The 21,482-nt window shown below is 62.7% G+C and carries 21 protein-coding genes and 1 pseudogene; 10 read left to right on the top strand and 12 right to left on the bottom strand.

Translation table 11 applies throughout. The features are described 5' to 3' along the window. The first annotated feature begins 38 nt into the window (after positions 1-38). The 5 genes from HU764_RS12455 (at position 39) to HU764_RS12435 (ending at position 6,227) form a co-directional block, all read left to right on the top strand. A complete protein-coding gene (locus HU764_RS12455; RefSeq protein ID WP_186702871.1) occupies positions 39-1,649 on the top strand; it encodes an ABC transporter substrate-binding protein in 1,611 nt (536 codons plus the stop codon). Between the two features lie 62 nt (positions 1,650-1,711). Next, a complete protein-coding gene (locus tag HU764_RS12450) occupies positions 1,712-2,629 on the top strand; it encodes an ABC transporter permease (RefSeq protein WP_186681551.1) in 918 nt (305 codons plus the stop codon). An 11-nt stretch (positions 2,630-2,640) separates the two neighbouring features. Next, positions 2,641-3,480, top strand: a complete 840-nt coding sequence (locus HU764_RS12445) for an ABC transporter ATP-binding protein (protein ID WP_099429354.1) — start codon at positions 2,641-2,643, stop codon at positions 3,478-3,480. A 10-nt stretch (positions 3,481-3,490) separates the two neighbouring features. Further along, positions 3,491-4,267 carry an ABC transporter ATP-binding protein gene (locus HU764_RS12440; protein ID WP_186702870.1) on the top strand — a complete coding sequence of 259 codons (777 nt, stop codon included), beginning with the start codon at positions 3,491-3,493 and terminating at the stop codon, positions 4,265-4,267. A 148-nt stretch (positions 4,268-4,415) separates the two neighbouring features. Beyond that, the gene (locus HU764_RS12435) at positions 4,416-6,227 is read left to right on the top strand and encodes a glycosyl hydrolase family 28 protein (RefSeq protein ID WP_186702869.1); all 1,812 of its coding nucleotides are present in this window, start codon (positions 4,416-4,418) and stop codon (positions 6,225-6,227) included. Here HU764_RS12435 and HU764_RS12430 read toward each other — a convergent pair. Further along, complete coding sequence (locus tag HU764_RS12430) at positions 6,215-6,958, bottom strand: FadR/GntR family transcriptional regulator (protein ID WP_027593227.1); 744 nt, start codon at positions 6,956-6,958, stop codon at positions 6,215-6,217. The genes HU764_RS12435 and HU764_RS12430 overlap by 13 nt on opposite strands. Positions 6,959-7,055: 97 nt before the next feature. On the opposite strand from HU764_RS12430, the gene HU764_RS12425 reads away from it, so the two are divergent. Continuing rightward, positions 7,056-7,757 carry a FadR/GntR family transcriptional regulator gene (locus HU764_RS12425; RefSeq protein WP_085272843.1) on the top strand — a complete coding sequence of 234 codons (702 nt, stop codon included), beginning with the start codon at positions 7,056-7,058 and terminating at the stop codon, positions 7,755-7,757. A gap of 64 nt (positions 7,758-7,821) precedes the next feature. Continuing rightward, positions 7,822-8,283, top strand: coding sequence for a phosphotransferase system, HPr-related protein (locus tag HU764_RS12420; RefSeq protein WP_099454129.1), 462 nt, complete (start codon positions 7,822-7,824; stop codon positions 8,281-8,283). Between the two features lie 135 nt (positions 8,284-8,418). Here the strand turns inward: HU764_RS12420 and HU764_RS12415 are convergent, their stop codons facing one another. Genes HU764_RS12415 through HU764_RS12400 form a run of 4 tightly spaced genes read right to left on the bottom strand, consistent with a single transcriptional unit; the run spans position 8,419 to position 12,264 of the window. Beyond that, a complete protein-coding gene (locus HU764_RS12415; RefSeq protein WP_186681544.1) occupies positions 8,419-9,366 on the bottom strand; it encodes a lysylphosphatidylglycerol synthase domain-containing protein in 948 nt (315 codons plus the stop codon). Continuing rightward, entirely contained in the window at positions 9,366-10,568 is a 1,203-nt protein-coding gene (gene clsB / locus HU764_RS12410) for a cardiolipin synthase ClsB (RefSeq protein WP_186702868.1), read from the bottom strand. The genes HU764_RS12415 and clsB overlap by 1 nt, the downstream gene beginning before the upstream one ends. Beyond that, positions 10,565-11,350: an endonuclease/exonuclease/phosphatase family protein gene (locus HU764_RS12405; protein WP_186681540.1), complete on the bottom strand. Its 786-nt coding sequence runs from the start codon at positions 11,348-11,350 to the stop codon at positions 10,565-10,567. Before HU764_RS12405 ends, clsB begins: the two co-directional genes overlap by 4 nt. Further along, the gene (locus HU764_RS12400) at positions 11,347-12,264 is read right to left on the bottom strand and encodes a DUF72 domain-containing protein (RefSeq protein ID WP_186681538.1); all 918 of its coding nucleotides are present in this window, start codon (positions 12,262-12,264) and stop codon (positions 11,347-11,349) included. Before HU764_RS12400 ends, HU764_RS12405 begins: the two co-directional genes overlap by 4 nt. 215 nt (positions 12,265-12,479) lie before the next feature. Between HU764_RS12400 and HU764_RS12395 the strand changes: the two genes are divergently transcribed. The 3 genes and pseudogenes from HU764_RS12395 to HU764_RS12385 all read left to right on the top strand — a co-directional run bounded on the left by HU764_RS12395 (position 12,480) and on the right by HU764_RS12385 (position 13,740). After that, positions 12,480-13,031, top strand: a complete 552-nt coding sequence (locus HU764_RS12395) for an ATP-dependent Clp protease proteolytic subunit (RefSeq protein WP_186681536.1) — start codon at positions 12,480-12,482, stop codon at positions 13,029-13,031. 193 nt (positions 13,032-13,224) lie between these two features. Further along, a pseudogene (locus HU764_RS12390) lies at positions 13,225-13,380 on the top strand (con-10 family general stress protein); the annotation flags it as partial. 90 nt (positions 13,381-13,470) lie between these two features. Beyond that, entirely contained in the window at positions 13,471-13,740 is a 270-nt protein-coding gene (locus HU764_RS12385; RefSeq protein WP_027593236.1) for a DUF6555 family protein, read from the top strand. Between the two features lie 54 nt (positions 13,741-13,794). On the opposite strand, the gene paaZ is transcribed toward HU764_RS12385, so the two are convergent. The 7 genes from paaZ to paaC form a co-directional block, all read right to left on the bottom strand. Continuing rightward, positions 13,795-15,849: a phenylacetic acid degradation bifunctional protein PaaZ gene (paaZ, locus tag HU764_RS12380; protein WP_186702867.1), complete on the bottom strand. Its 2,055-nt coding sequence runs from the start codon at positions 15,847-15,849 to the stop codon at positions 13,795-13,797. Between the two features lie 38 nt (positions 15,850-15,887). Continuing rightward, positions 15,888-17,120: an OprD family porin gene (locus HU764_RS12375; protein WP_186681532.1), complete on the bottom strand. Its 1,233-nt coding sequence runs from the start codon at positions 17,118-17,120 to the stop codon at positions 15,888-15,890. 32 nt (positions 17,121-17,152) lie between these two features. Further along, the gene (locus tag HU764_RS12370) at positions 17,153-18,715 is read right to left on the bottom strand and encodes a cation acetate symporter (protein WP_099429343.1); all 1,563 of its coding nucleotides are present in this window, start codon (positions 18,713-18,715) and stop codon (positions 17,153-17,155) included. Then, complete coding sequence (locus HU764_RS12365) at positions 18,712-19,020, bottom strand: DUF485 domain-containing protein (RefSeq protein ID WP_027593240.1); 309 nt, start codon at positions 19,018-19,020, stop codon at positions 18,712-18,714. The genes HU764_RS12370 and HU764_RS12365 overlap by 4 nt, the downstream gene beginning before the upstream one ends. An 85-nt stretch (positions 19,021-19,105) precedes the next feature. Further along, complete coding sequence (gene paaE / locus HU764_RS12360) at positions 19,106-20,182, bottom strand: 1,2-phenylacetyl-CoA epoxidase subunit PaaE (RefSeq protein ID WP_186702866.1); 1,077 nt, start codon at positions 20,180-20,182, stop codon at positions 19,106-19,108. A gap of 15 nt (positions 20,183-20,197) precedes the next feature. After that, positions 20,198-20,731 carry a 1,2-phenylacetyl-CoA epoxidase subunit PaaD gene (paaD, locus tag HU764_RS12355; protein WP_186702865.1) on the bottom strand — a complete coding sequence of 178 codons (534 nt, stop codon included), beginning with the start codon at positions 20,729-20,731 and terminating at the stop codon, positions 20,198-20,200. Beyond that, the gene (gene paaC, locus HU764_RS12350) at positions 20,718-21,476 is read right to left on the bottom strand and encodes a 1,2-phenylacetyl-CoA epoxidase subunit PaaC (protein WP_027593243.1); all 759 of its coding nucleotides are present in this window, start codon (positions 21,474-21,476) and stop codon (positions 20,718-20,720) included. Before paaC ends, paaD begins: the two co-directional genes overlap by 14 nt. Positions 21,477-21,482: the final 6 nt, after the last annotated feature.

The following is a 21,482-nucleotide window of genomic DNA, read 5'->3' as shown; positions in this document are numbered from 1 at the left end:
TGAACACATTGCATAACTATAAAAAGAAGGACGCCCACATGAAGACTGCACTTCCCCCGCTGCACATGAGCCTGCTGGGTGCAATCCTGGCCCTGGCGCCGATGGCCGCCGTGCAGGCCAAGACCCCTGCCGACCAGTTGATCGTCGGCATGAGCATGGTCAACCTGTTTTCCATCGACCCGGCCAATGCGCCGGGCCTGGATGCCTCCGGGGTCAACGCCAACCTGTACGACACCTTGGTCAAGCGCGACCAGGGCAACCCGGAAAAACACCTGCCACAGCTGGCCGAACGCTGGGACATCAGCGAAGACGGCAAGCAGATCACCTTCCATTTGCGCAACGACGTCAAATTCCATTCCGGCAACCCGCTGACCGCCGAGGATGTGGCTTGGTCGCTGTACCGGGTGATGAAGCTCAACTTCGGCCTGGCCACCACCTGGAAGGCCTACGGCTACAACGTCGACAACATCCAGGCGCTGATCCGCGCCACCGATGCACAGACCCTGGTGGTCGACTTGCCACAACCGACTGACCCGCTGCTGCTGATCGACTCGCTGGCGACCTCGCCCAGTGCGGTCATTGTCGACCGCCTAGAAGTGCTGAAGCATGAAAAAAACGGCGACCTCGGCGCCGCCTGGCTGGTCACCCATGAAGCGGGGAGCGGCCCGTTCACGCTGGCCAAGTGGAGTGCCAACGATGCGTTGGTGATGAACCGTTTCGACGGCTACTGGGCTGGCCCGGCGAAAATGAAGCGGGTGCTGGTGCGGCACATGACCGAGTCGCAATCGCTGCGCCTGATGCTCGAACGCGGCGACCTGGACCTCGCCTACGGCATGGCCGCACCGGATATCAAAGCCGTCGAGCGCTCTGACCAGTTGCAGGTGCAGCCCTTGCAGCGCGGCACCATGTACTACGTGGCGATGAGCATGAAGCAGCCGGAGTTCGCCAACCCGAAAGTACGCGAAGCCGTGCGTTACCTGATTGATTACAAAGGCATCGACGAACAGGTCATGCCGCATTACGGCATGCTCAACCAGCAACCGATGCAACTGGGCCTGGACGCGCGCCTGCCAGACCCTGGCTACCGGCTCGACGTGGCCAAAGCCAAGGCGTTGCTGAGCGAAGCCGGCTACCCGGAAGGCTTCAGTACCACGCTGCGGACGCTGTCTGAACCGCCCTTCATCGACATTGCCGCGCGCATGCAATCGACCCTGGCCGAAGGCGGCATCAAGGCCAGCATCGTCACCGGCACCGGCAACCAGGTGTACGGCGCCATGCGTGCGCGCAACTTTGAAATGATCGTGGCCCGTGGGGCCGAGCGCTATCCGCACCCGTACTTCAGCCTACGCACCTTCGTCTACAACCCCGACAACAGTGATGCCGCCGGGCTGCCCAACTTCCAGGGCTGGCGCGCGTCGTTCTTCGACCAACAGCTGAATGCGCTGATCGACCAGGCTGGGGTCGAGCGTGACGCCGGCAAGCGCCTGAACCTGTACCACCAGGCACAGCAGCGTTACGACCAACAGGTCGGCCCGATCATGATGATCTCGCAGATGACCGACACCGCCGTCAGTGCAGTGGACGTCAAGGGCTTCACCGGCGATGACGCCGAGGCGACCCGTTACCTGGGCGTCTACAAGCAACGCTGAACACTGCCGAGGGCGTCTGCGGGCGCCCCAGGTGGCCATGATTTCACATCGAGAACATGCCGATGATTGCCAACCTGTCTTCTACCGTTTCAAGCGACAAGCCGCAGGCCGACAACGCACCTGCGTCCAGTGTCGATGCGCTGTACAAAAGCAGCCTGCGGGTGCTGCGCCACCTGCTGCGCAACCCGATGACCCTGGCTGGCCTGCTGGTGGCCTTGCTGCTGGTGGTGGTCGCCGCCTTCGCGCCGTGGATCGCCACCCATGACCCGGTCGTGCAGAACCTCGCCAACGCCCTGCAGGCACCCGGTGCCGCGCACTGGTTCGGCACCGACGAGTACGGCCGCGACATCTTTAGCCGGCTGGTGTACGGCTCACGCATCACCCTGTACATCATTACCCTGGTGACCGTGATCGTCGGCCCGATCGGGTTGTTCATCGGCACGGTGTCGGGGTATTTCGGTGGCGTCGTCGACACCGTGTTCATGCGCATCACCGATATTTTCATCTCGTTCCCAAGCCTGGTGCTGGCGCTGGCGTTCATTGCTGCGCTCGGCCCTGGCCTGGAGCATGCCGTGGTCGCCATCGCGCTGACCTCATGGCCGCCGATCGCTCGCCTGGCGCGGGCCGAAACGCTGTCGCTGCGCAAGGCTGACTTTGTCGTTGCGGTCGAGCTGCAGGGCGCGTCGTCGACGCGGATCATCCTGCGCCACATCGTGCCGATGTGCCTGTCGTCGGTGATCATCCGCCTGACCATGAACATGGCCGGCATCATCCTCACCGCGGCTGCATTGGGCTTTCTTGGCCTGGGCGCGCAGGCGCCGTTGCCGGAGTGGGGCGCGATGATCTCCACCGGCCGACGCTACATGCTCGAATGCTGGTGGCTGGTGGCCGTACCGGGGGCTGCGATCATGCTGGTGAGCCTGGCGTTCAACCTGTTGGGCGATGGCCTGCGGGACATTCTCGACCCGCGTAGCGAGTAACTGGAGGCTTTATGTCGACGCTCAAACTCACTGTCGATTCGCTCAATGTGCGCTTCGTCAATGGCAAGAAAGAAATGCACGCGGTACGCGATGTGTCGTTCACCTTGGGCCGCGAGAAGCTCGCCATTGTCGGCGAGTCCGGTTCGGGCAAGTCCACCGTCGGGCGCAGCCTGCTCAAGCTGCACCCCAATAGCACGCAGATCACTGCCAAGGCCCTGCAGTTCGGCGATGTCGACTTGCTCAGTGCCAGCGAAAAGGCCATGCAGAAGATTCGCGGCCAGCGCATTTCGATGATCATGCAAGACCCCAAGTATTCGCTCAACCCGGTGGTCAAGGTGGGCGATCAGATTGCCGAAGCCTACCTGGCGCACCACAAGGCCAGCCGCAGCGAGGCCCGTGAGCGGGTCTTGCTGATGCTGGAAAAGGTCCATATCCGTGACCCCAAGCGGGTCTACAACCTGTACCCGCATGAAGTCAGCGGCGGCATGGGCCAGCGCATCATGATCGCCATGATGGTCATCACCAACCCGGAGGTGATCATCGCGGATGAGCCGACCTCGGCGCTGGATGTGTCGGTACGCCAGCAGGTGCTCAATGTGCTCGAAGAACTGGTGGTGGAACAGCAGATGGGGCTGATTTTCGTCAGCCACGACCTCAACCTGGTCCGCAACTACTGCGACAGGGTGCTGGTGATGTATGCCGGGCGGGTGGTCGAGTCGCTGGCCGCCTGCGACCTGCAATATGCCGAACACCCCTATACCCGTGGCCTGCTGGCGGCCCTGCCGAGCATGGACAACCGCCGCCCACGCCTGCCGGTCCTGCAACGCGACCCGCTGTGGCTCACCTGCTGAGGGAACTTACATGAGCATGATCCAAGCACAATCGCTGAACCTGAGTTTTGGTGTGGGCGCCGCCTGCAACCAGGTGCTGCACGATGTCGACCTGACGGTCGAAGACGGCGAGTCGTTCGGCCTAGTGGGCGAGTCGGGTTCGGGCAAGACCACGGTCTTGCGCTGCCTGGCCGGGCAGTACCGGCACTGGAACGGGGCGCTGAGCATTGCCGGCGTCCCGCTGCAGCACAAGTTGCCCAAGGAACACTTTCGCAAGGTCCAGATGGTGTTCCAAGACCCTTACGGTTCGCTGCACCCGCGGCACACCATCGACACCGCGTTGCGCGAGCCGTTGACCATTCATGGCCTGGGCGAGCGCGATGACCGCATCAACGACATCCTGGTCAAGGTCGGCTTGAACGACAGCTTCCGTTACCGCTACCCGCACCAGCTGTCAGGCGGGCAACGCCAGCGCGTGGCGATCGCCCGGGCGCTGATTCTCGAACCCCGGGTGTTGCTGCTGGACGAGCCGACGTCGGCCCTCGATGTGTCGGTGCAGGCAGAGATTCTCAACCTGCTGGCGGACCTGCGTCAGCGCGAGAAACTCACCTACCTGATGGTGACCCATGACCTGGGTGTGGTCAGCCATTTGTGCGACAAGGTCGCGGTGATGCAACAGGGGCGGATTGTCGAGCGCCTGGACAGCCAAGCCTTGAGCCAGGACCTGGCCAGCCACGACTACACCCGCATGCTGGTGCAGGCCAGCCGCGATTTCAGTGCTGAATCGCCGCGTATGGCGCTCGTCTGAAGCGACCCGGGGCTGCTGCGCAGCCCATCGCAGGCAAGCCAGCTCCCACAGGCCACCGCTGCCCGGTAGGAGCTGGCTTGCCTGCGATGGGCCGCAAAGCGCCCCCCAAGGCACAACTGTCACAGGCAAAAACAAGGAAGATAACCCCATGCCGCATGCAAACACCGCGACCACCCGATCACTGTTGACTGTCCTGGCACTCGGCTTCAGTTCACCCCTTTGGGCACTCGAAGCGCCGAGCAAAGTCCTGGTCCCGACGCTGGCCTACGACGACCAGCAGATAATCCTGGTCTGGGAGAAACCCGCCGACCCTGCCGACATCGCCGATTACCACGTCTACGCCAATGGCAAGCTGCTCGGTGGTAGCAACGCCAACAACGGGCACGTGTCCCCGGCCAAACCCTATATCGACCGCTTCTACGAGCAGGACACGCGCAATTTCCACCACCGTATCGCCATCCACAGCTACACCGCAGTTGGCCTGGCCCCCGACACTGAATACCGCTTCACCGTGCGTTCGGTGGACCACGCCGGCAAGGAATCGGCCGACAGCCCGGTAATCGTCCAACGTACGACCGCCGTGCCGGCACTGTTCGACGTGCGCCACTATGGCGCCAAGGGCGACGGCCAGACCCTCGATACTGCCGCCATCCAGAAGGCCATCGACGCCTGCACCGTCGGCTGCAAAGTGCTGCTGCCAGCAGGTACCTACAAAAGCGGCGCGCTGTACCTCAAAAGCAACATGACCCTGGAAATCGCCGAGGGCGCGACCCTGCTCGGGTCCGAGCGCGCCGAAGACTACCCCCGCGATGGCTATATCCAGTACCCGTACTCCACCACCGTACGCCCGGCCTCGCTGATCAACGCCTTGCCGCGTGACCCGCGTGCGCACCAGGCATTCGAGAACATACGCATCGTCGGCAAGGGGGTCATTGATGGTAATGGCTGGAAGCGCAACGCCGACATCGTCGATGAACGTGGCCAACCGCTGCCGTTCTACCTGCCCAGCGACAACACCCGCTACCTGCAGGACGGCGTGCTGGCCAAGGCCCAGGTCGCTCGCGCCGTGGCCGAAGGCATGAACGTCAAGGATGCCTATGGCCAAATGCGCTCGTCGCTGGTCACCTTGCGCAACGTCAAGAACGTGTTCTATGGCGGCTTCACGGTCCTCAACCCGGCTTATCACGGCATCATGAACCTGGAGACCGAGAACGTGGTGCTGGCCAACACCACGCACAAGACCTACGACGCCAACAACGGCGATGGCATCGAATTCGCCAACAGCCGCGGCGCATTGGTGTTCAACAACTTCTTCGACACCGGCGATGACTGCGTCAACTTCGCAGCCGGCACCGGCGCCGATGCGGTCAAGCAAAGGCCCCAGGAAGACGCGTGGATCTTCAACAACTACTTCCGCAAGGGCCACGGCATGGTCGTGGCTGGCAGCCACACGGGGGCGTGGATCCAGAACATCCTGGCCGAAGATAACGTGTCTGACGGCACCGATACCGGCTTACGCATGAAGAGCACCAATTTCATGGGCGGTGGCGCGCGTAATGTGGTGTTCCGTGATTCGGCGATGCGCAATACGGTCAAGCAGGCGTTCATCTTCACCCTCGACTACAACGACCCGAACGCCAAGCTGGACTACAAGAAGTCGACCATCGCCGGCCAGTTCCGCGATGTGCGGGTTAGCAATGTAACGGTCGAGAATGCCCAACTGGCGGCGATCGAGGTCAAGGGCGACAGCCTGCACGGCGCTTACCACCAAGGCCTGTCCTTCGAGCGTGTGCGTTTCAGCGGGCCGGCCAAGGCCAAGATCGATGGCTTGAAGGGCTCACGGTTCGACACGGTCCACTTCAGCGAAACCGGCAGTGCCAACCCGTGGCAGGTCAGTGCCAGCGACGGGTTGGTCTTCGAGGATGTGCAACCGGCGCCTGAAGCGGCTCACTCGCTGTAGACAGCCTGGTGTTTCTGCGCCTCGCGCAGGCGCATGCGGCTATTGCTCAAATGCAGGAACATGGCCGCACGCGCCGCATCGACCTGCTTGCTGACGATGGCGTCGAAGATTTGCTGGTGTTCGGCGTTGATCCCCGCCAGGTAGGTGCTGCGGTTGCTCTGCCCGGTATAGGCGGAGTTCATCCGGGTGCGCGGGATCAGCTTGGTGCCCAGGTGTTTCATGATGTCGATGAGGTACGGGTTGCCGGCCGCTTTGGCGATCTTCAGGTGGAACTGGAAGTCGGCGTTGGTGGTACTGCCGGACTTTTCCGGGCCTTGCAGCAACGCCTGCAACGCTTGCTCCAGCTCGTCGATGGCCTGTGGCGTGGCCCGTTCGGCGGCCATGCCTGCAGCCTGGACTTCCAGGCTTAGGCGGAACTCCAGCAGGTCGAGGACGTCGGACAACAGCACAATGGTAGCGGGCCCGACGTTGAAGCCTTCGGGTGCCGGCATGTCGAGGACGAAGGTGCCGACGCCATGCTGGGTCTCGACCAGGCCTGCCGCCTGCATGCGCGACAACGCATCACGCACTACCGAGCGACTGACGCTTTCGGCGGCCATGATCTGCGTTTCGGTGGGCAGTTTGTCGCCGCGTTTGAGGGTGCCGTCACGCATGCGTTGGGCAAAGCGTTCGACCAACGATTCGGCCAGGCGGCGAGGTTTGATTCGGGCAATAGCCGTGAGGTCAGACATCATCGTGCTCTTGTGAGATCAGCGGGCATTATAGTGCGTTTTGACGTAAAACTGCGGTTACAATCGTTCATCGTCTGGTTTTTGAATGGATCCTCTGATGGAGCGTGTCAACCCTGAACGACGTGTCAGCCTGGCCCAGCAACTGGTGCTTGAACTGTCACGTAGCATACTGGCCGGCGAGCTACCGGCGGGCACCAAGTTGCCGACCGAACAAGCCTTTACCGAGGCGCGCAAGGTCAGCCGTACCGTGGTTCGCGAAGCGATGTCGCGGCTGCAGGCAGAGGGCCTGGTCGAGACCCGCCGAGGCATCGGCACGTTCGTGGTCGACACCACCCGGCCAGGCGACTTTCAGGACAGCCAGCACGAGAAGGGCAGCGCCCTCGATGCGGTGGCGCTCATCGAATTGCGCTTGAGCCTGGAGGTGGAGTGCGCTGCGCTTGCTGCGCAGCGTGCTACGTCAAGCCAGTTGCAGGCCATTGCCGACGCCCTGGGCGAAGCCAATGCTGTGGGGCCGTTGCACCAGGACAGCACGCGCATCGTATTCGAGTTTCACCTGCAAATTGCCCTGTGCACCGGCAACAGCTTCTTTATCGATGCCATGCGCCACCTGGCCGATACCCTGATGCGTGGCGCGCAGAGCAACGTTACCCAACAGCAACGCGCACAACAGGTGCGTGAGCGCGAGCAGATTTATGCTGCACTCGCGCACCAGGACGCCGATGCCGCCCGGGCAGCGATGCGGCTGCACCTGACCAACGAACTGCACCGTGCGCAACAAGCGGCCCAGCCCCCGGCGTAAAAACTCTGAATTTTCCCGTGGTGGGCGCAGTCGACCGTGTATAGCCCACTGACGGAGTACGCACATGTCTCGCCCCGATGAACCCAAGCCTTACACACCTACCGAAATCGACGACACCGAAGACCGCATGGGCAGTGTCCATGAGCTGGACTTCAGTGACCGTCACGACGAACGCGAAGGGCGGGTGGGCGACGAACGACCTGCCCGTGAAGACGAGCATGAGTTTCCACCACAGCGCGTCGCCGAAAGTGGCATGACCGGCGGCGAAGCGTTGAGCGACAGCCTGCACGAAGACAACGTCACCTATGACGACATGAGCCCGGATACCTTGCTGGACGAGACCGGTGCTCGCGACCCGTTTGAAGAGGGTGACGGCGAAGGGCCGGCAGACCAGTCGTTGCGGCAAGTCAATGCTAACGAGATTGGCGGTGGTTTTGGGCTGGATGAGGCTGAACTGGCGCGTTCGGCGCCATTGGACGGTGAGCCGTGGACCGATGATGTGGTTGATGAGGAAGATAAGTCCTAATTGATCGGGGCCGCTGCGCGGCCCATCGCCGGCAAGCCAGCTCCTACAGGAGAGCGAGATTCCTTGTAGGAGCTGGCTTGCCGGCGATGGGCTGCGCAGCAGCCCCAATTCCCCGCGCCGATGCCCTGTAGAGCGCTAGGCCGGATTATCACGCTGGCGCATGGCCTTGGCGCGTTTCTCCAGAATCAGGTACGTGATGACTGCCAACAGCAGCGGAAGCAGGTAATACAGCGTGCGATACCCCAGCAATGCTGCTACCAGCGTACCCTGTTGCATCTGGCCATGCAGCAACGCCAGAAACACCGTCTCAAGCACGCCAAGCCCGGCCGGGATGTGCGCAACCACGCCGGCCACGCAACTGATCAGCAGTATCCCGAGGATCGATGGGTAGAAGGCTTCGCCAGGCAGCAACCAGAAGATCAGCAAGGCCATCAACGCCCAGTTGCTGGCGCCAAGGGCAACCTGGGCCAGCGCCAGACGCCAGCCAGGCAAGGTGACTTCGTGATCACGCCATTGCCAGGTGCGTTTTTTCGCAAAGCCGCAGGCCAGCAAGTAGCCGATGGCGATTGCCAGCAAGCCAAACCCGATCAGTTGCAACCCCGTTGCCCCGACTGCCCAACTGTCCGGCAGGTCCACCAGGCGCAGGGCGAATACCGTACCCGCCAACAACATGTAGCCCATCCAGTTGGTGAGTAAGCCAAGGGTCAGGATGCGGGTGATCGTCGCGGTATCCAGACCTAGCCGGCCGTACAGCCGATAACGCAACGCGACGCCGCCCACCCAGGTGGTGAAGTTGAGGTTGAAGGCATAACAGACGAATGCCACAGGCAACACCTGCCTGGCAGGCAGGTTGTGGCCTGTATAGGCACGCGCCAGCAGGTCGTAGCTGGCAAACGTCAGGTAGCTGAACAGCGCAACCGCCAACCCGATCGCCAGAGTGCCAGGCTTGTAGGCCAGCAGCGACTGGCGCACCTCGTCCCAGTCCAGGTTGCGCGCCAGCATGAACAGCAAGGCTGGAATCAACAAAAGGAAGAGCAAGGTGAACAGGCGCTTGGCCCAGATTTGCCAACGTTTACGCGCCATCACGTCTGGCCCTCATGCATATCGCCGTGGGCTTCTACCTCCGGCTGCACCGAGCGCAGGCGCTGGCGGTGCGCCGGGAACCAGCCGGCAATGCGCGGAAAGTGACGTATGGCGTGGAAGCACAGGAAAATCAGCGGCGCACGCCACCAGTAACCGCGAACCATCCGCTCCAAGGTGACGGCCTTGCACTCTTCGCTGGCCAGCGACTGCAGGTGCTGATGCAATTGTTGGTTGAAGCCGTGATCGCGGATGAACAGGTTGGCTTCAAGGTTCAACGACAGGCTCAAGGGGTCGAGATTGCTCGAGCCGACAGTGGCCCACTGGTCATCGACCAGCGCGACCTTGCCATGCAAAGGCCGGCTGCAGTACTCGTGAATGTGCACACCATCGCGCAGAAGATAGTTGTACAACAGCCGGGACAAGGCCCGCACCCAGCGCATGTCTGGCTGGCCTTGCAATATTAAGGTCACATCCACCCCACGCCTCGCCGCGTTGCGCAGCTCCCGCAGCAACCGGTAACCCGGAAAGAAATAGGCATTGGCCACCACGATACGCTGCCGGGCAGCGCGGAAGGCTTGCAGGTACTGGGCTTCGATGGCCGTTCTGCGCTGGCCATTGTCGCGCTCGACCAGCAGGGCAGTGATAGCCCCGGTGGGCTCGGTGACAGGACGCACCTCACTGGGTGGCTGCAGCACGGGGGACATCAGGCGACGGCTGGTGGCATGCACCTGCGCGACCACCGGGCCGGTAACCTCCACGGCATAGTCCTGCTTGGCCATGGAGCCGTAGTCGCCCAGGTGATCGGCACTGTAGTTGATACCGCCGATGAACGCGCGCTGCCCATCGATGACCACGATCTTGCGGTGCAGGCGGCGGAACAGGTTGGTGCGCATGCCCACCAGCCGGGGCTGCGGGTCGAAGGCATGAAAGTTGACGCCGGCTTCGGTCATGGCCGAGATGAACGTGTCGGGCAGGTCGGCAGTGCCGTAACCATCGACCGCCACTTCGACGCGCACGCCGCGCTGCGCGGCGTCTATCAGCACCTGCTGCAACTGCTGGCCGACCTTGTCATCGAAGATGATGAACGTCTCCAGCAGGATTTCCTCCCGCGCCTGGGCCATCGCTTCAAACACGCGCGGGTAATACTCTTCGCCGTTGATCAACAGCTGCACGCTGTTGCCCTCTAGCCAAGGTCGGTTCATAGGCTGATCTCCGCAGTGAGGGGGGCATGGTCGGAAAGGTGCGACCATGGGTACTTCGACAGCACCTGCGCCTTGCTCGGCATGGCATTGCGCAGGTAGATGCGGTCAAGCCGCAACAGCGGCAAGCGCGCTGGAAAACTGCGCGCCGGGGTGCCGAAACGCTCGCCAAAGGCTTCAACCAAGTGTTCGGACAGCGCCACATCCGCTTTTAGGCGCCAGTCATTGAAATCGCCGGCAATGATCACCGGCGCATCGGGCGGCAAGCTGTCGAGCAGCTCCAGCAACAGGCGTACCTGGCGCTGGCGGTGTGATTCTCGCAGGCCCAGGTGCACGCACACTGCATGCACCTCTTTATGCCCAGGCACCTCTAGGCGGCAATGGAGCAGGCCACGCTGCTCATTGCCGTCGATGGATACATCCCGGTTGTCGAACTGGCTGATGGGGAATTTCGACAGCAAGGCATTGCCGTGGTCGCCATGGGGGTACACAGCGTTACGACCATAGGCGAACTGCGGCCACATGCTGTCGGCCAGAAACTCGTACTGCGGCGTTTCCGGCCAGGCTGCGTGGCGCTCGGCATGCTGCTGGTGGCTGCCGTGCACTTCCTGCAGAAACACCAGGTCGGCGCCCGTGGCGCGCACGGCCTCGCGCAGCTCAGGCAGGATGAAACGCCGGTTGAAGGGGGTGAAACCCTTGTGCACGTTGAGGGTCAGCACGGTCAGCGTTTGCACCGTGGTGACGTTGTCGATGATGCAACGCGGTGTGGGCAAGGTCTTGTTCATAGCTCAACCTCCGGCTCGACACCGGGTTCGGTGAGCAGGTCATAGTCCAGCTTCAACTTCTCCAAAAGGCGCCGGGCATCGTAGGGCGCGTGGACCTTCTGGTCGTTGTCGAAGTAGCAGTAGATATCACGCGTGGCACGCTTGGGCGGTGCGCCGGGTAGCACGGTGTGTGCGTCGTCTGCCTGGCTGCCTTGGCTCCATCGCAGAATGCGCTGTTTCCAGCGGCGCAAGGCCTGCGCCGTGTAGCCACTGCTGTAGAGCTCCACATCACCGTGCAGGCGCATGTAGACGAAATCGGCCGTGACATCTTCGACATAGGGCCATTTCCCTGCACTGTCAGCCACGACCAATGCCACGCGGTGTTTGCGCAACAGCTTCACGAAGGCTTCGCACAGAAAGCTCTCGTGGCGGATTTCTACGGCGTGGCGCAAGCGTGCGTTGCCTCTGATTTCGGTGCCGCCATTGCCCTTGAGCCGCTCGTCACACCCTTGTGCGCATTCGCGCGCCGCTTTTCGGTTACGCGGCAGCAGCGCCAGAAACTGTGCAAAGCGTGCTTCGTCGAACTTCATGTTGGGTGGGAACTGCCACAGAAACGGACCCAGCTTGTCGCCCAGTAACAAAGGCCCGGAAGCAAAGAAATTGGCCACCGGCGCTTCGATGTCCTTGAGCCGCCGTACATGGGTGATGTAGCGCGGTGCCTTTACCGAGAATACAAAGCCGTCCGGCGTCTCCTCACGCCACCCCAGATACCGTTCAGGCGTCTGCAGGCTGTAGAACGAGCCATTGATCTCGATGCTGTTGACTGCCCGCGAGGCGAACGCGAGTTCACTGTCCTGGCGCAGCCCTTTGGGGTAGAAATCCTTGCGCCAAGGGCCATAGCGCCAACCTGATATACCAATACGGATCTCGCTCACGCTGCCTTCCTCATTGCCAGCTTTTTGAGAGGTCGCTCTGAAAGTGCGACTGATGCGCGGCCGTGAGGTTCAGCACGGTTGACCAACGGGGAATGCACGCAGAGTTGAACTTTGCCGCGGTTGGCGTCTCCACCGCATAGCGGGTGCAAAAGACGACTACACCCCATGACGGATTGGCCATTCACCGGCATGAACCGCCAACCCTGGAGGCAACCATGGCCAGACACATCATCCATTTCACCGGGCCGATCAACTCATCCACCTGCGGCAACCTGATCAACACCTGTTCGCGCGCCATGCAGCAGGGCGCACAGCTGCTGCAACTGAACATCGCGACCATGGGCGGGGAGTGCAGCTACGGGTTTACTTTGTACAACTTCCTGCGGGCGCTGCCGATTCCGCTGCATACCCACAACCTGGGGACGGTGGAATCCATGGGTAACATCCTGTTTCTGGCGGGCGAGCATCGCACCGCCTGCGCGTTCAGCAAGTTCTTGTTTCACCCTTTCCATTGGACGCTGCACGGTTCGGTCGACCACGCCAGGATGGCCGAATACGCCATGAGCCTGGATTACGACCTACGGCTGTACGCTCAAATCGTGGCAGAGCGAACCCAAGGCAGTTCCGAAGTGCTGGACGTGCCCCGTTACCTGATGGCCTACCCGCGGATACTGGGGCCGGAGGAAGCACTGGAGAGCGGGCTGATCCATGCCATCGACGAACTGCCGATCGAGTCCGATTCCACCCAGTGGAGCGTGCATGCCTAATGCCGCCACGCAAGCATTTGGCCTGGTGGCGTTTGGCACCACCCGTCAGCCGTGTGCAATTCGATTGAGCATTGCCCGTATTTGCTGGCTCGGAATCAAGGTACGGCCCAGCAACCTTTCCATCGCAAGGAGATACGACATGGCGCGTGATCAAGAACGTACCAGCCAGCGCGGCGGCACCAAGGAAACCAACTCGGGCAATTTTGCCAACGACCGGGAGAAAGCCTCCCGGGCCGGGCACAAAGGCGGCAAGGTGTCGGGTGGCAACTTCGCCAATGACCGTGAACGCGCCGCTGAGGCCGGCCGCAAGGGTGGCCAGAACAGCCATGGCGGCGGACGGCGATCGTAACGATTGTCCTAGGTTGGCAAATTTTTTGAATTTTCTGGCACTGCCCAGATCAATCAAAAGGTCATCCATGGAGAAGAGGAGGCCCCTGCGATGCCTGGTCCACAGCTGTACATCATCGACTACCAACTGCATGGCCAACCGCGCAGTTTCATCATCCGCCTGGAACGGTTGGACAATGCCGAGGCCTGGCATTGGGCCAGCTGTGATGCGGGCATCGGCATCATTCCGAAATTCGGGCGGGAAAAGATCAAGAAAGTCAGCAGGCCAATGGCCGAACGGTATGGGATTACCGCCGTGAGCTGGCGTATTTCCGGGAGCAAGCCCAATCAATCGGTGGGTGACCCAGCCGTGGTGGGTTGATGAATGAATGAGCGATGGGCTGCGAGGCAGCCCATCGTTTGGCAGGTAGGCTACTCAGTCAACCTTCTTCAATACCAAGGTCAGAATGTCATAGCTGGCCACCAGCTCCCCCAGCTGGTTGGTAACCTCAACGTCCCACGCCACCACGCCTTGCGGCTGCCCCAACGGGCTAGCCTTGCCCTGGTCGATCTTGCGCTTGCAGGTCAGGCGGGCCTGGATCGTGTCGCCAATGCCTACGGGGTTGATGAAGCGCAGGGTATCCAGGCCGTAGTTGGCCAGCACCGGGCCGGCGCCAGGGGATACAAACAGGCCCGCTGCTGCCGACAGCACGAAGTAGCCATGGGCGATACGCTTGCCAAACTGCGATTCCTTGGCGGCGATCTCGTCGAAGTGCATGTAGAAGTGGTCACCCGACAAGCAGCCGAAGTTGACCAGGTCTGCCTCGGTCACCGTACGGCGGTGGGTTAACAGCGACTCGCCGATACGCAAGTCCTGGAAGTAGCGACGGAACGGGTGCACTTCGCTCTCGATCACTTCTGCGCCGCGCACGTACTCGCCCGTTACCGCCGTGAGCATGCTCGGTGAGCCTTGTACGGCCGCACGCTGGAGGTAGTGCTTGACTGCGCGCAGGCCGCCCAGCTCTTCACCGCCACCCGCGCGGCCGGGGCCGCCGTGCTTGAGTTGCGGCAGCGGCGAGCCATGCCCAGTGGATTCCAGCGCGGCTTCGCGGTCCAGCACCAGCAGGCGGCCGTGCCAGGCAGCCGCCACGGGGATGGCTTTGGCGGCAACGGCGCGGTCGGCAGTGACCAGGGTCGCCACCAGGCTGCCCTTGCCGCGGGCAGCCAGGGCCAGGGCTTCGTCAAGGTCATCGTAGGCCATCAGCGTGCTGACCGGCCCGAACGCTTCGATATCGTGCGCACCGCCTTCAGCATGCGGGTCGCGGGCCTGGAGCAGGGTCGGCGCAAAGAACGCGCCCTCGGCAACACCCTCACCACGCGGCGCGAAACCGTCACTGGCGCCGAACAGCTGGTCGCAGCTCTGCAGCAGGCTGCGTACACGCTCGCCGACGTCGCGCTGCTGGTCATGCGAGGCCAGGGCGCCCATGCGCACGCCTTCCACTGAAGGGTCGCCCACCACCACCTTGCTCAGGCGCTCGCGCAGGCGGGTAGCGACGACATCGATATGCTTGGCTGGGACGATGGCGCGGCGGATGGCGGTGCATTTTTGCCCGGCTTTGGTGGTCATTTCGCGGACCACCTCCTTGATGTACAGGTCAAACTCTTCGCTGTCCGGGGTCACGTCCGGGCCGAGAATCGCGCAGTTCAGCGAATCCGCTTCGGCGGTGAACGGTACCGAGTTGCGGATCAGGTTCGGCGTCACGCGGAGTTTGGCGGCGGTATCGGCGGAGCCAGTAAAGGTCACTACATCTTGCCCCTGCAAGCGGTCGAGCAGGTCGCAGGTGCTGCCGATCACCAACTGCAAGCTGCCGTCGGGCAATAGGCCCGACGCGTTCATCAGGCGCACCACGGCTTCAGTCAGGTAACTGGTCGAGGTAGCGGGCTTGATGATGCACGGCATGCCGGCCAGGAAGGTCGGGGCAAACTTCTCGAGCATGCCCCAGATCGGGAAGTTGAACGCATTGATGTGCACGGCGACCCCAGCACGCGGCACCAGGATATGGCTGCCAGCAAAGTGGCCTTGCTTGCCCAGCGGTATTGCAGGGCCTTCGTGCACCAGGTTGCCGGAGGGCAGTTCGCGGCTGCCGATGCCGGCATAGGCGAACAGTGTGGCGTTACCGCCTTCGATGTCGATCCAGCTGTCGGCGCGGGTGGCGCCACTGTGGTGGGACAAGGCGTAAAGCTGCTCTTTGCGCTCGGCCAGGTACAAGGCCAGGGCCTTGAGGCGGGCGGCGCGCTGTTGGAAGTCCATGGCCATGAGTGCGGCCAGGCCACGGGCGCGGGCAAAGTCCACGGCTTCGGCGAAATCCGGGCGCTCTTCATGGCTGTAGGCCAGAACGTGACCGTTCAAGGCGCTGCGCAGGGCCTGGGCGCCGTGCTGGCCGATCCAGCGACCGGCAATGAAGCTTTGCAGGGTTGGGGCGTCAGACATGCTGTTCTCCATGCTGTTCTAATGGGGGAAGGGCGCTATTACCACAGCGCCAAGGTGTAGCCGATGATCAGGCGGTTCTCGTCCACGGCATTGGTCAGGCCATTGCCGGAACGGAAGGTGACGTTGCGCCAGCGCAGGCTGACGTCTTTGAACGGGCCGCTCTGGATGACGTAGGTGAGGTCGGTGTCGCGTTCGCGCTCACGGCCGTTGCTGACCGTGGCGGTCTCGGCGTGGCGGCCGTCGGTGTAGCGGGTCATGAAACTCAGACCCGGGATGCCCATGGCGACGAAGTCGTAGTCGTAGCGCACCTGCCAGGAATCGAGCCCGGCGCGGGTGAAGGTGTTGTAGGTCACCAGGTTGACCGTGAACGGGTCGCCGCCGTTGACGAAGGGGAAGGCGCTGTCGCCGGACATCTGTTGCCAGGTGGCGGTGAACTTGTGCGCCCTGACGCCGAGGGTGAACATGGCGTTGAAGTTACGGTTGTCGATGTTGCCGGCGCGTTCGGCGCCGTCGTTACGGCTGTCGAAATAGCGCAGGTCGCTGCGCAGGCTCAGGCCTTCGCCCAGTGGGCGGGTATCGACCAGGCCGACGAACTGCTGGCGGTAGATGTCTTCGAGCTTGGCGTAGTAATAGCTGACGCTGGTCTGCGGGGTGATGGCGTAGCTGCCGCCGCCGAAATCCAGGTGGTCGCTGCTGGCTGCGCCGTAGCCCATGTCGTCGCGGCCGGACGAATCGCGCAGGTTGGCCTTGGTGAGGCGCCCGGCGTTGACGGTGAGGCCATTGAGTTCCTGGCTGGTCAGCAGGCCGCCCTGGAACGTGGAAGACAACAGACGGGTGTCGTTGTACACCACCACCGGCAGGATCGGCTGCAGGGTGCCCAGGCGCAGGGTGCTCTTGGAAACCCGTGCTTTACCGGTCAGGCCCAGCTCGCTGTAGTCATCGACAGGCTCGTGGCTGTTCGGGCCAAAGGGCAGCAAGCCGGTGTTGCGGCGGTCGCGGCTGGAGTCAAGCTTGAGACCCAGTTGGCCCATGGCGTCAACGCCGAAGCCCACCGGGCCTTCGGTAAAACCGGACTCCACGCGGGCGGTAAAGCCTTGGCCCCATTCCTCGGCCTTGGCCTGCGGAGCATTGCTCTGGCGGAAATCGCGGTTGATGTAGTGGTTGCGCAGTTCCAGGCGTGCATGGCTGTCGCTGACGAAGTCGGCCATAGCCGGCAAGGGCAGGGCGAGCGTGGCAAGCCAAGCGGCAGAAGAGAAGCGAGTGCGGTTCATTGTTGTTGTACCCGACATGGTTATTCTCGAAATCAGTGCTTGCTGGCGCCGGCAGCGCCGATACCGGTCATGGAGCGAATGAACTGCGCCAGGTAGCGACCACGCTCCTCGCTGGCACGCGCGGAGGTGTCGGTGACCGAGAACACCCAGGCGCCGAAAAACGCCAGGCTCATCGAGAACAGCGCCGGGTTGCTGTAAGGGAACAGCGCCTGTTCGTTGTGCAGCACGTTGACCCACACTGCCGGGCCGAGTACCACCAGCACCACGGCCGAGAGCAAACCGGCCATGCTGCCGCACACTGCACCACGGGTGGTCAGGCCCTTCCAGAACATCGAGAGCAGCAGCACCGGGAAGTTGACCGATGCAGCCACGGCCAGTACCAGGCCTGAGAGGAAGGCGATGTTCTGCGACTCGAACACCAACCCCAGCACCACTGCCAGCAAGCCGATCACCAGGGTGGCGATACGTGAGACACGCATTTCTTCCTGTTCAGTGGCCTGGCCTTTGCGTACCACGCAGGCATAGAGGTCGTGGGAAACCGCCGAAGCGCCGGACAACGCAAGGCCCGCCACTACCGCAAGAATGGTGGCGAAGGCCACGGCAGAGATGAAACCCAGGAACAGGTTGCCACCCACTGCCTGGGCCAAGTGCACCGCGACCATGTTGCCGCCGCCGATGATCGCGCCTGCCGCATCGCGGTAGGACGGCTCGGTGCCGACCATGACGATGGCGCCAAAGCCGATGACGATCAGCAGCAAGTAGAAGTAGCCGATGAAACCGGTGGCGTAGAACACACTCTTGCGCGCTTCCTTGGCATCGCTGACGGTGAAGAAACGCATCAGGATATGCGGCAGGCCGGCAGTGCCGAACATCATGCCCAGCCCCAGGGAAATCGCATCGATCGGGTTCGACAGCAAGCCACCCGGCGCCATGATCGCCTGGCCCTTGGCATGCACGGCCACGGCGCTGGCAAACATCGCTTCGGTGCTGAAACCAAAGTGTTTGAGCACCATGAACGCCATGAAGCTGGTGCCGGACAGCAGCATCACGGCCTTGATGATCTGCACCCAGGTGGTTGCCAGCATGCCGCCGAAGGTCACGTAGGCGACCATCAGCACCCCGACCAGCATCACCGCGTACAGGTAGCTGATGCCGAACAACAGCTCGATCAGCTTGCCGGCCCCTACCATCTGGGCCACCAGGTACATCAGCGCGACGACCAAGGTGCCGAATGCCGAGGTCAGGCGGACTGGGGTTTGCGCCAGGCGGTAGGACACGACGTCGGCAAACGTGTACTTGCCCAGGTTGCGCAGGCGTTCGGCGATCAGGAACAGGATGATTGGCCAGCCGGCCAGTACGCCCAGGGCGTAGAGCAAGCCGTCGTAGCCGTTCATGAACATCATGGCCGAGATGCCCAGGAAGGACGCGGCGCTGATCATGTCGCCAGCGATCGCCAAGCCGTTCTGCATGCCGGTCAGGCCGCCGCCAGCGGTGTAGAAGTCACTCGCCGAGCGGGTCCGCAGTGCGGCCCAGCGGGTTACCAGCAGGGTGAAGCAGACAAACACCATGAACATCGAAATGGCAGTCCAGTTCATTGCGCGCACTCCTGCTTGACCTTGTCGTTCAGCGGGTCGAGCACGTTGTTGGCGCGGTGCACGTAGATGCCGGTGAGGGCGAACGACAGCAGCACCATGAGCACGCCCACCAGCATGCCAACGGTGGTCACGCCACCGCTGAGCGATTGGCCGAGGGTGCTGGGGGAGAACGCCACCAACAGGACGAAGCCGTAGTAGATCACCAGCATGGCCAGGGTCAGGGTGCCGTTGAGGCGACGTTTGCGCCGGACCAGGTGCTGGAAGTCGGGGTGGTTGGCGATGCTTTCTATGCGTTCGGGGGTCATGGCAAGCGATCTCTTGGTGTTGTAGTTGTTTTTGAGGTCACACAGGTGTTGCGGTGGTGCTTAGGGCCTCTACGCGGGCCAGGTATCAGAGCTGGTCGAAGTCGAGCACCACTTTGTCGCTCACCGGGTAGGTCTGGCACGACAGCACATACCCCGCCGCCACTTCGTAGTCTTCCAGCGCATGGTTGCTGTCCATCTCGACCTCGCCTTCGATCACCCGGCACTTGCAGGTCGAGCACACGCCGGCCTTGCACGAGTACGGCAGTTCGGCGCCGATGGCGTTGCCGGCGTCCAGCACGTTCTGGCTGTTGCGCGGCAGGTCGAAGCTCAGCGCCCGGCCATCGCTGATCACGGTGATATGGCTGAGCGCCGAATCCATCTGGCGCGCAGCTTCACGGGCTTCGCGGCGCGCTTCGCTGCCCGCGGCGGCGAACAGTTCGAAGTGGATCCTGTCCTTGGCCATGCCGTTGGCCTGCAGGCTGTCACGCACGGTTTCAGTCATGGCCTGAGGGCCGCAAATGAACGCAGCGTCCAGCGTGGCGACGTCCAGCCAACGGGAGAACAGCTGGCCGCATTTGTCGGCATCGATCCGGCCGTTGTACAGGTCGACGTCCTGCTGTTCGCGGCTGAACACGAAAATCAGGTTCAGGCGGTCCAGATAACGGTTTTTCAGGTCTTCGAGCTTGTCGCGGAACAGCGCACCGGAGCTTGAGCGGTTGCCGTAGAGCAGGGTGAAACGGCTGTGCGGTTCTGTTGCCAGGGTGGTGGCGATGATCGACAGGATCGGCGTAATGCCGCTGCCGGCGGCAACGCCCAGGTAGTGGCCTTCGCGGGCGGGGTCGAGCGGCACGAAGAAGCTGCCCGACGGCGGCATCACCTCCAGTTGCTGGCCAGCCTTGAGCACTTCATTGGCAAAGGCCGAAAAACGCCCGCCTGGCACGCGCTTGACAGCCACACGCAGCTCGCCGTCCTGCACGGCGCTGCAGATCGAATAGGAACGACGCACTTCTTCGTCATCCAGCTGGGTACGCATGACGAGGTACTGGCCCTGGGTGAAGCGGAATTGCGTCTGCAGGTGCTCGGGTACGTCAAAGACGATGGACACGGCGTCGCGGGTCTCGTTGCGTACTTGCTTGATGGTCAGGCTGTGAAACTGGCTCATGGTGTTCTCCACGGCTCAAATGCATTTGAAATAGTCGAATGGCTCCAGGCACTCGCGGCAGCGGTACAGCGCCTTGCAAGCCGTGGAGCCGAACTGGCTGAGCAGTTCGGTATGCGCGCTGCCACACTGCGGGCAGCACACTTGGGGCGCCTCACCGAGCAGGCTGCGCTTGCTGGTGCTGCCTTCGGGCGGCGCTATGCCATAGGCGCGCAAGCGTTGGCGGCCCAGGTCGCTGATCCAGTCGGTGCTCCAGGCCGGGGTCAAGCGCCGCTCCAGTGCGGGGGCAGCAAAACCGGCCTGTTGCAGCGCGTCACGGATATCGGCCTCGATCACCTCGGTCGCCGGGCAACCGGAATAGGTTGGCGTGACGACCAGGTGCAGGTGGCCGGCGCGCCAGTCCAGGTCGCGGACAATGCCCAGGTCAACCACGCTCACCACCGGCACTTCCGGGTCCATGACCTGCTCCAGCACCGCCCAGGCCCGGGCCAGGTCGTCGCCTCGGGCGGCACGGGCGCCGAGGTCGCTGGCGATCAGCTCACCAGGTCGCATCGGGGTAGGCCCGTGGCAGGAACTGCATTTCGGCCAGCAACAGCCCCAGGTGCTCGGTGTGCAGGCCTTTGCGACCGTCCAGGTAGAAATAGCTGGCGGCTTTGGGCAGCGGCAGCTCGACCGAGTCGAAAATCGCGCTTACCTGCTTGAGCCAGGCCGCGCCGACGGCGGCCGGGTCAGCAGCGATTCCGGCTTCGGCCAGCTGAACTTCGCTGTCGCTACCCGCGGTCAGTTCAACGGTGAAGCGCCACAGCGCTGGGATGGCGTCTAGCATGCGCCGACGGCTTTCGTCGGTGCCGCCGCCCAGGCGTTGCACCCACTCACCGGAACGACGCAGGTGGTAGGTGACTTCCTTGAGTGCCTTGGCAGCAATGCCGGCGATACGCTCATCACGGGACGCAGCCAGGCCCTGCAGTACCGCGAAGTGCCAGGCGTCGTATAAAAACTGCTTGGTCATGGTCACGGCGAAGTCACCATTGGGTTGTTCGACCAGCAGCAGGTTGCGGTAGGCGCGTTCGTCACGGCGGTAGGCAAGGGCATCGGCGTCACGGCCGTCGTCGAGCAATTCGGCGGCGTAGTCCAGCCAGTTGCGGGCTTGGCCGACCAGGTCGAGGCCGACGTTCATCAAGGCCAGTTCTTCCTCGATGGCCGGTGCGTGGCCGCACCATTCACAGAGCCGCTGGCCCTGCACCAGGGCACTGTCGCCCAGGAGCAGCAAATAGGGGATAAGCGCTTCTTTATGCATGACCAA

This window comes from Pseudomonas kermanshahensis (assembly GCF_014269205.2).
Taxonomy (GTDB): domain Bacteria; phylum Pseudomonadota; class Gammaproteobacteria; order Pseudomonadales; family Pseudomonadaceae; genus Aquipseudomonas; species Aquipseudomonas kermanshahensis.
Note: the sequence above shows the minus strand (reverse complement) of the source record. Positions and strands in the feature narration are given on the sequence as shown.

What these genes read in the sequence shown, in the direction of transcription:
- paaE (WP_186702866.1), bottom strand. Translation starts at nt 20,182, where the DNA reads ATGAGCCAGTTTCACAGCCTGACCATCAAGCAAGTACGCAACGAGACC.
- HU764_RS12365 (WP_027593240.1), bottom strand. Translation starts at nt 19,020, where the DNA reads ATGACCCCCGAACGCATAGAAAGCATCGCCAACCACCCCGACTTCCAG.
- HU764_RS12385 (WP_027593236.1), top strand. Translation starts at nt 13,471, where the DNA reads ATGCCTGGTCCACAGCTGTACATCATCGACTACCAACTGCATGGCCAA.
- HU764_RS12375 (WP_186681532.1), bottom strand. Translation starts at nt 17,120, where the DNA reads ATGAACCGCACTCGCTTCTCTTCTGCCGCTTGGCTTGCCACGCTCGCC.
- HU764_RS12415 (WP_186681544.1), bottom strand. Translation starts at nt 9,366, where the DNA reads ATGGCGCGTAAACGTTGGCAAATCTGGGCCAAGCGCCTGTTCACCTTG.
- paaZ (WP_186702867.1), bottom strand. Translation starts at nt 15,849, where the DNA reads ATGTCTGACGCCCCAACCCTGCAAAGCTTCATTGCCGGTCGCTGGATC.
- HU764_RS12420 (WP_099454129.1), top strand. Translation starts at nt 7,822, where the DNA reads ATGTCTCGCCCCGATGAACCCAAGCCTTACACACCTACCGAAATCGAC.
- paaD (WP_186702865.1), bottom strand. Translation starts at nt 20,731, where the DNA reads ATGCGACCTGGTGAGCTGATCGCCAGCGACCTCGGCGCCCGTGCCGCC.
- HU764_RS12430 (WP_027593227.1), bottom strand. Translation starts at nt 6,958, where the DNA reads ATGTCTGACCTCACGGCTATTGCCCGAATCAAACCTCGCCGCCTGGCC.
- clsB (WP_186702868.1), bottom strand. Translation starts at nt 10,568, where the DNA reads ATGAACCGACCTTGGCTAGAGGGCAACAGCGTGCAGCTGTTGATCAAC.
- HU764_RS12395 (WP_186681536.1), top strand. Translation starts at nt 12,480, where the DNA reads ATGGCCAGACACATCATCCATTTCACCGGGCCGATCAACTCATCCACC.
- HU764_RS12435 (WP_186702869.1), top strand. Translation starts at nt 4,416, where the DNA reads ATGCCGCATGCAAACACCGCGACCACCCGATCACTGTTGACTGTCCTG.
- HU764_RS12455 (WP_186702871.1), top strand. Translation starts at nt 39, where the DNA reads ATGAAGACTGCACTTCCCCCGCTGCACATGAGCCTGCTGGGTGCAATC.
- HU764_RS12405 (WP_186681540.1), bottom strand. Translation starts at nt 11,350, where the DNA reads ATGAACAAGACCTTGCCCACACCGCGTTGCATCATCGACAACGTCACC.
- HU764_RS12440 (WP_186702870.1), top strand. Translation starts at nt 3,491, where the DNA reads ATGAGCATGATCCAAGCACAATCGCTGAACCTGAGTTTTGGTGTGGGC.
- HU764_RS12370 (WP_099429343.1), bottom strand. Translation starts at nt 18,715, where the DNA reads ATGAACTGGACTGCCATTTCGATGTTCATGGTGTTTGTCTGCTTCACC.
- HU764_RS12425 (WP_085272843.1), top strand. Translation starts at nt 7,056, where the DNA reads ATGGAGCGTGTCAACCCTGAACGACGTGTCAGCCTGGCCCAGCAACTG.
- HU764_RS12450 (WP_186681551.1), top strand. Translation starts at nt 1,712, where the DNA reads ATGATTGCCAACCTGTCTTCTACCGTTTCAAGCGACAAGCCGCAGGCC.
- paaC (WP_027593243.1), bottom strand. Translation starts at nt 21,476, where the DNA reads ATGCATAAAGAAGCGCTTATCCCCTATTTGCTGCTCCTGGGCGACAGT.
- HU764_RS12445 (WP_099429354.1), top strand. Translation starts at nt 2,641, where the DNA reads ATGTCGACGCTCAAACTCACTGTCGATTCGCTCAATGTGCGCTTCGTC.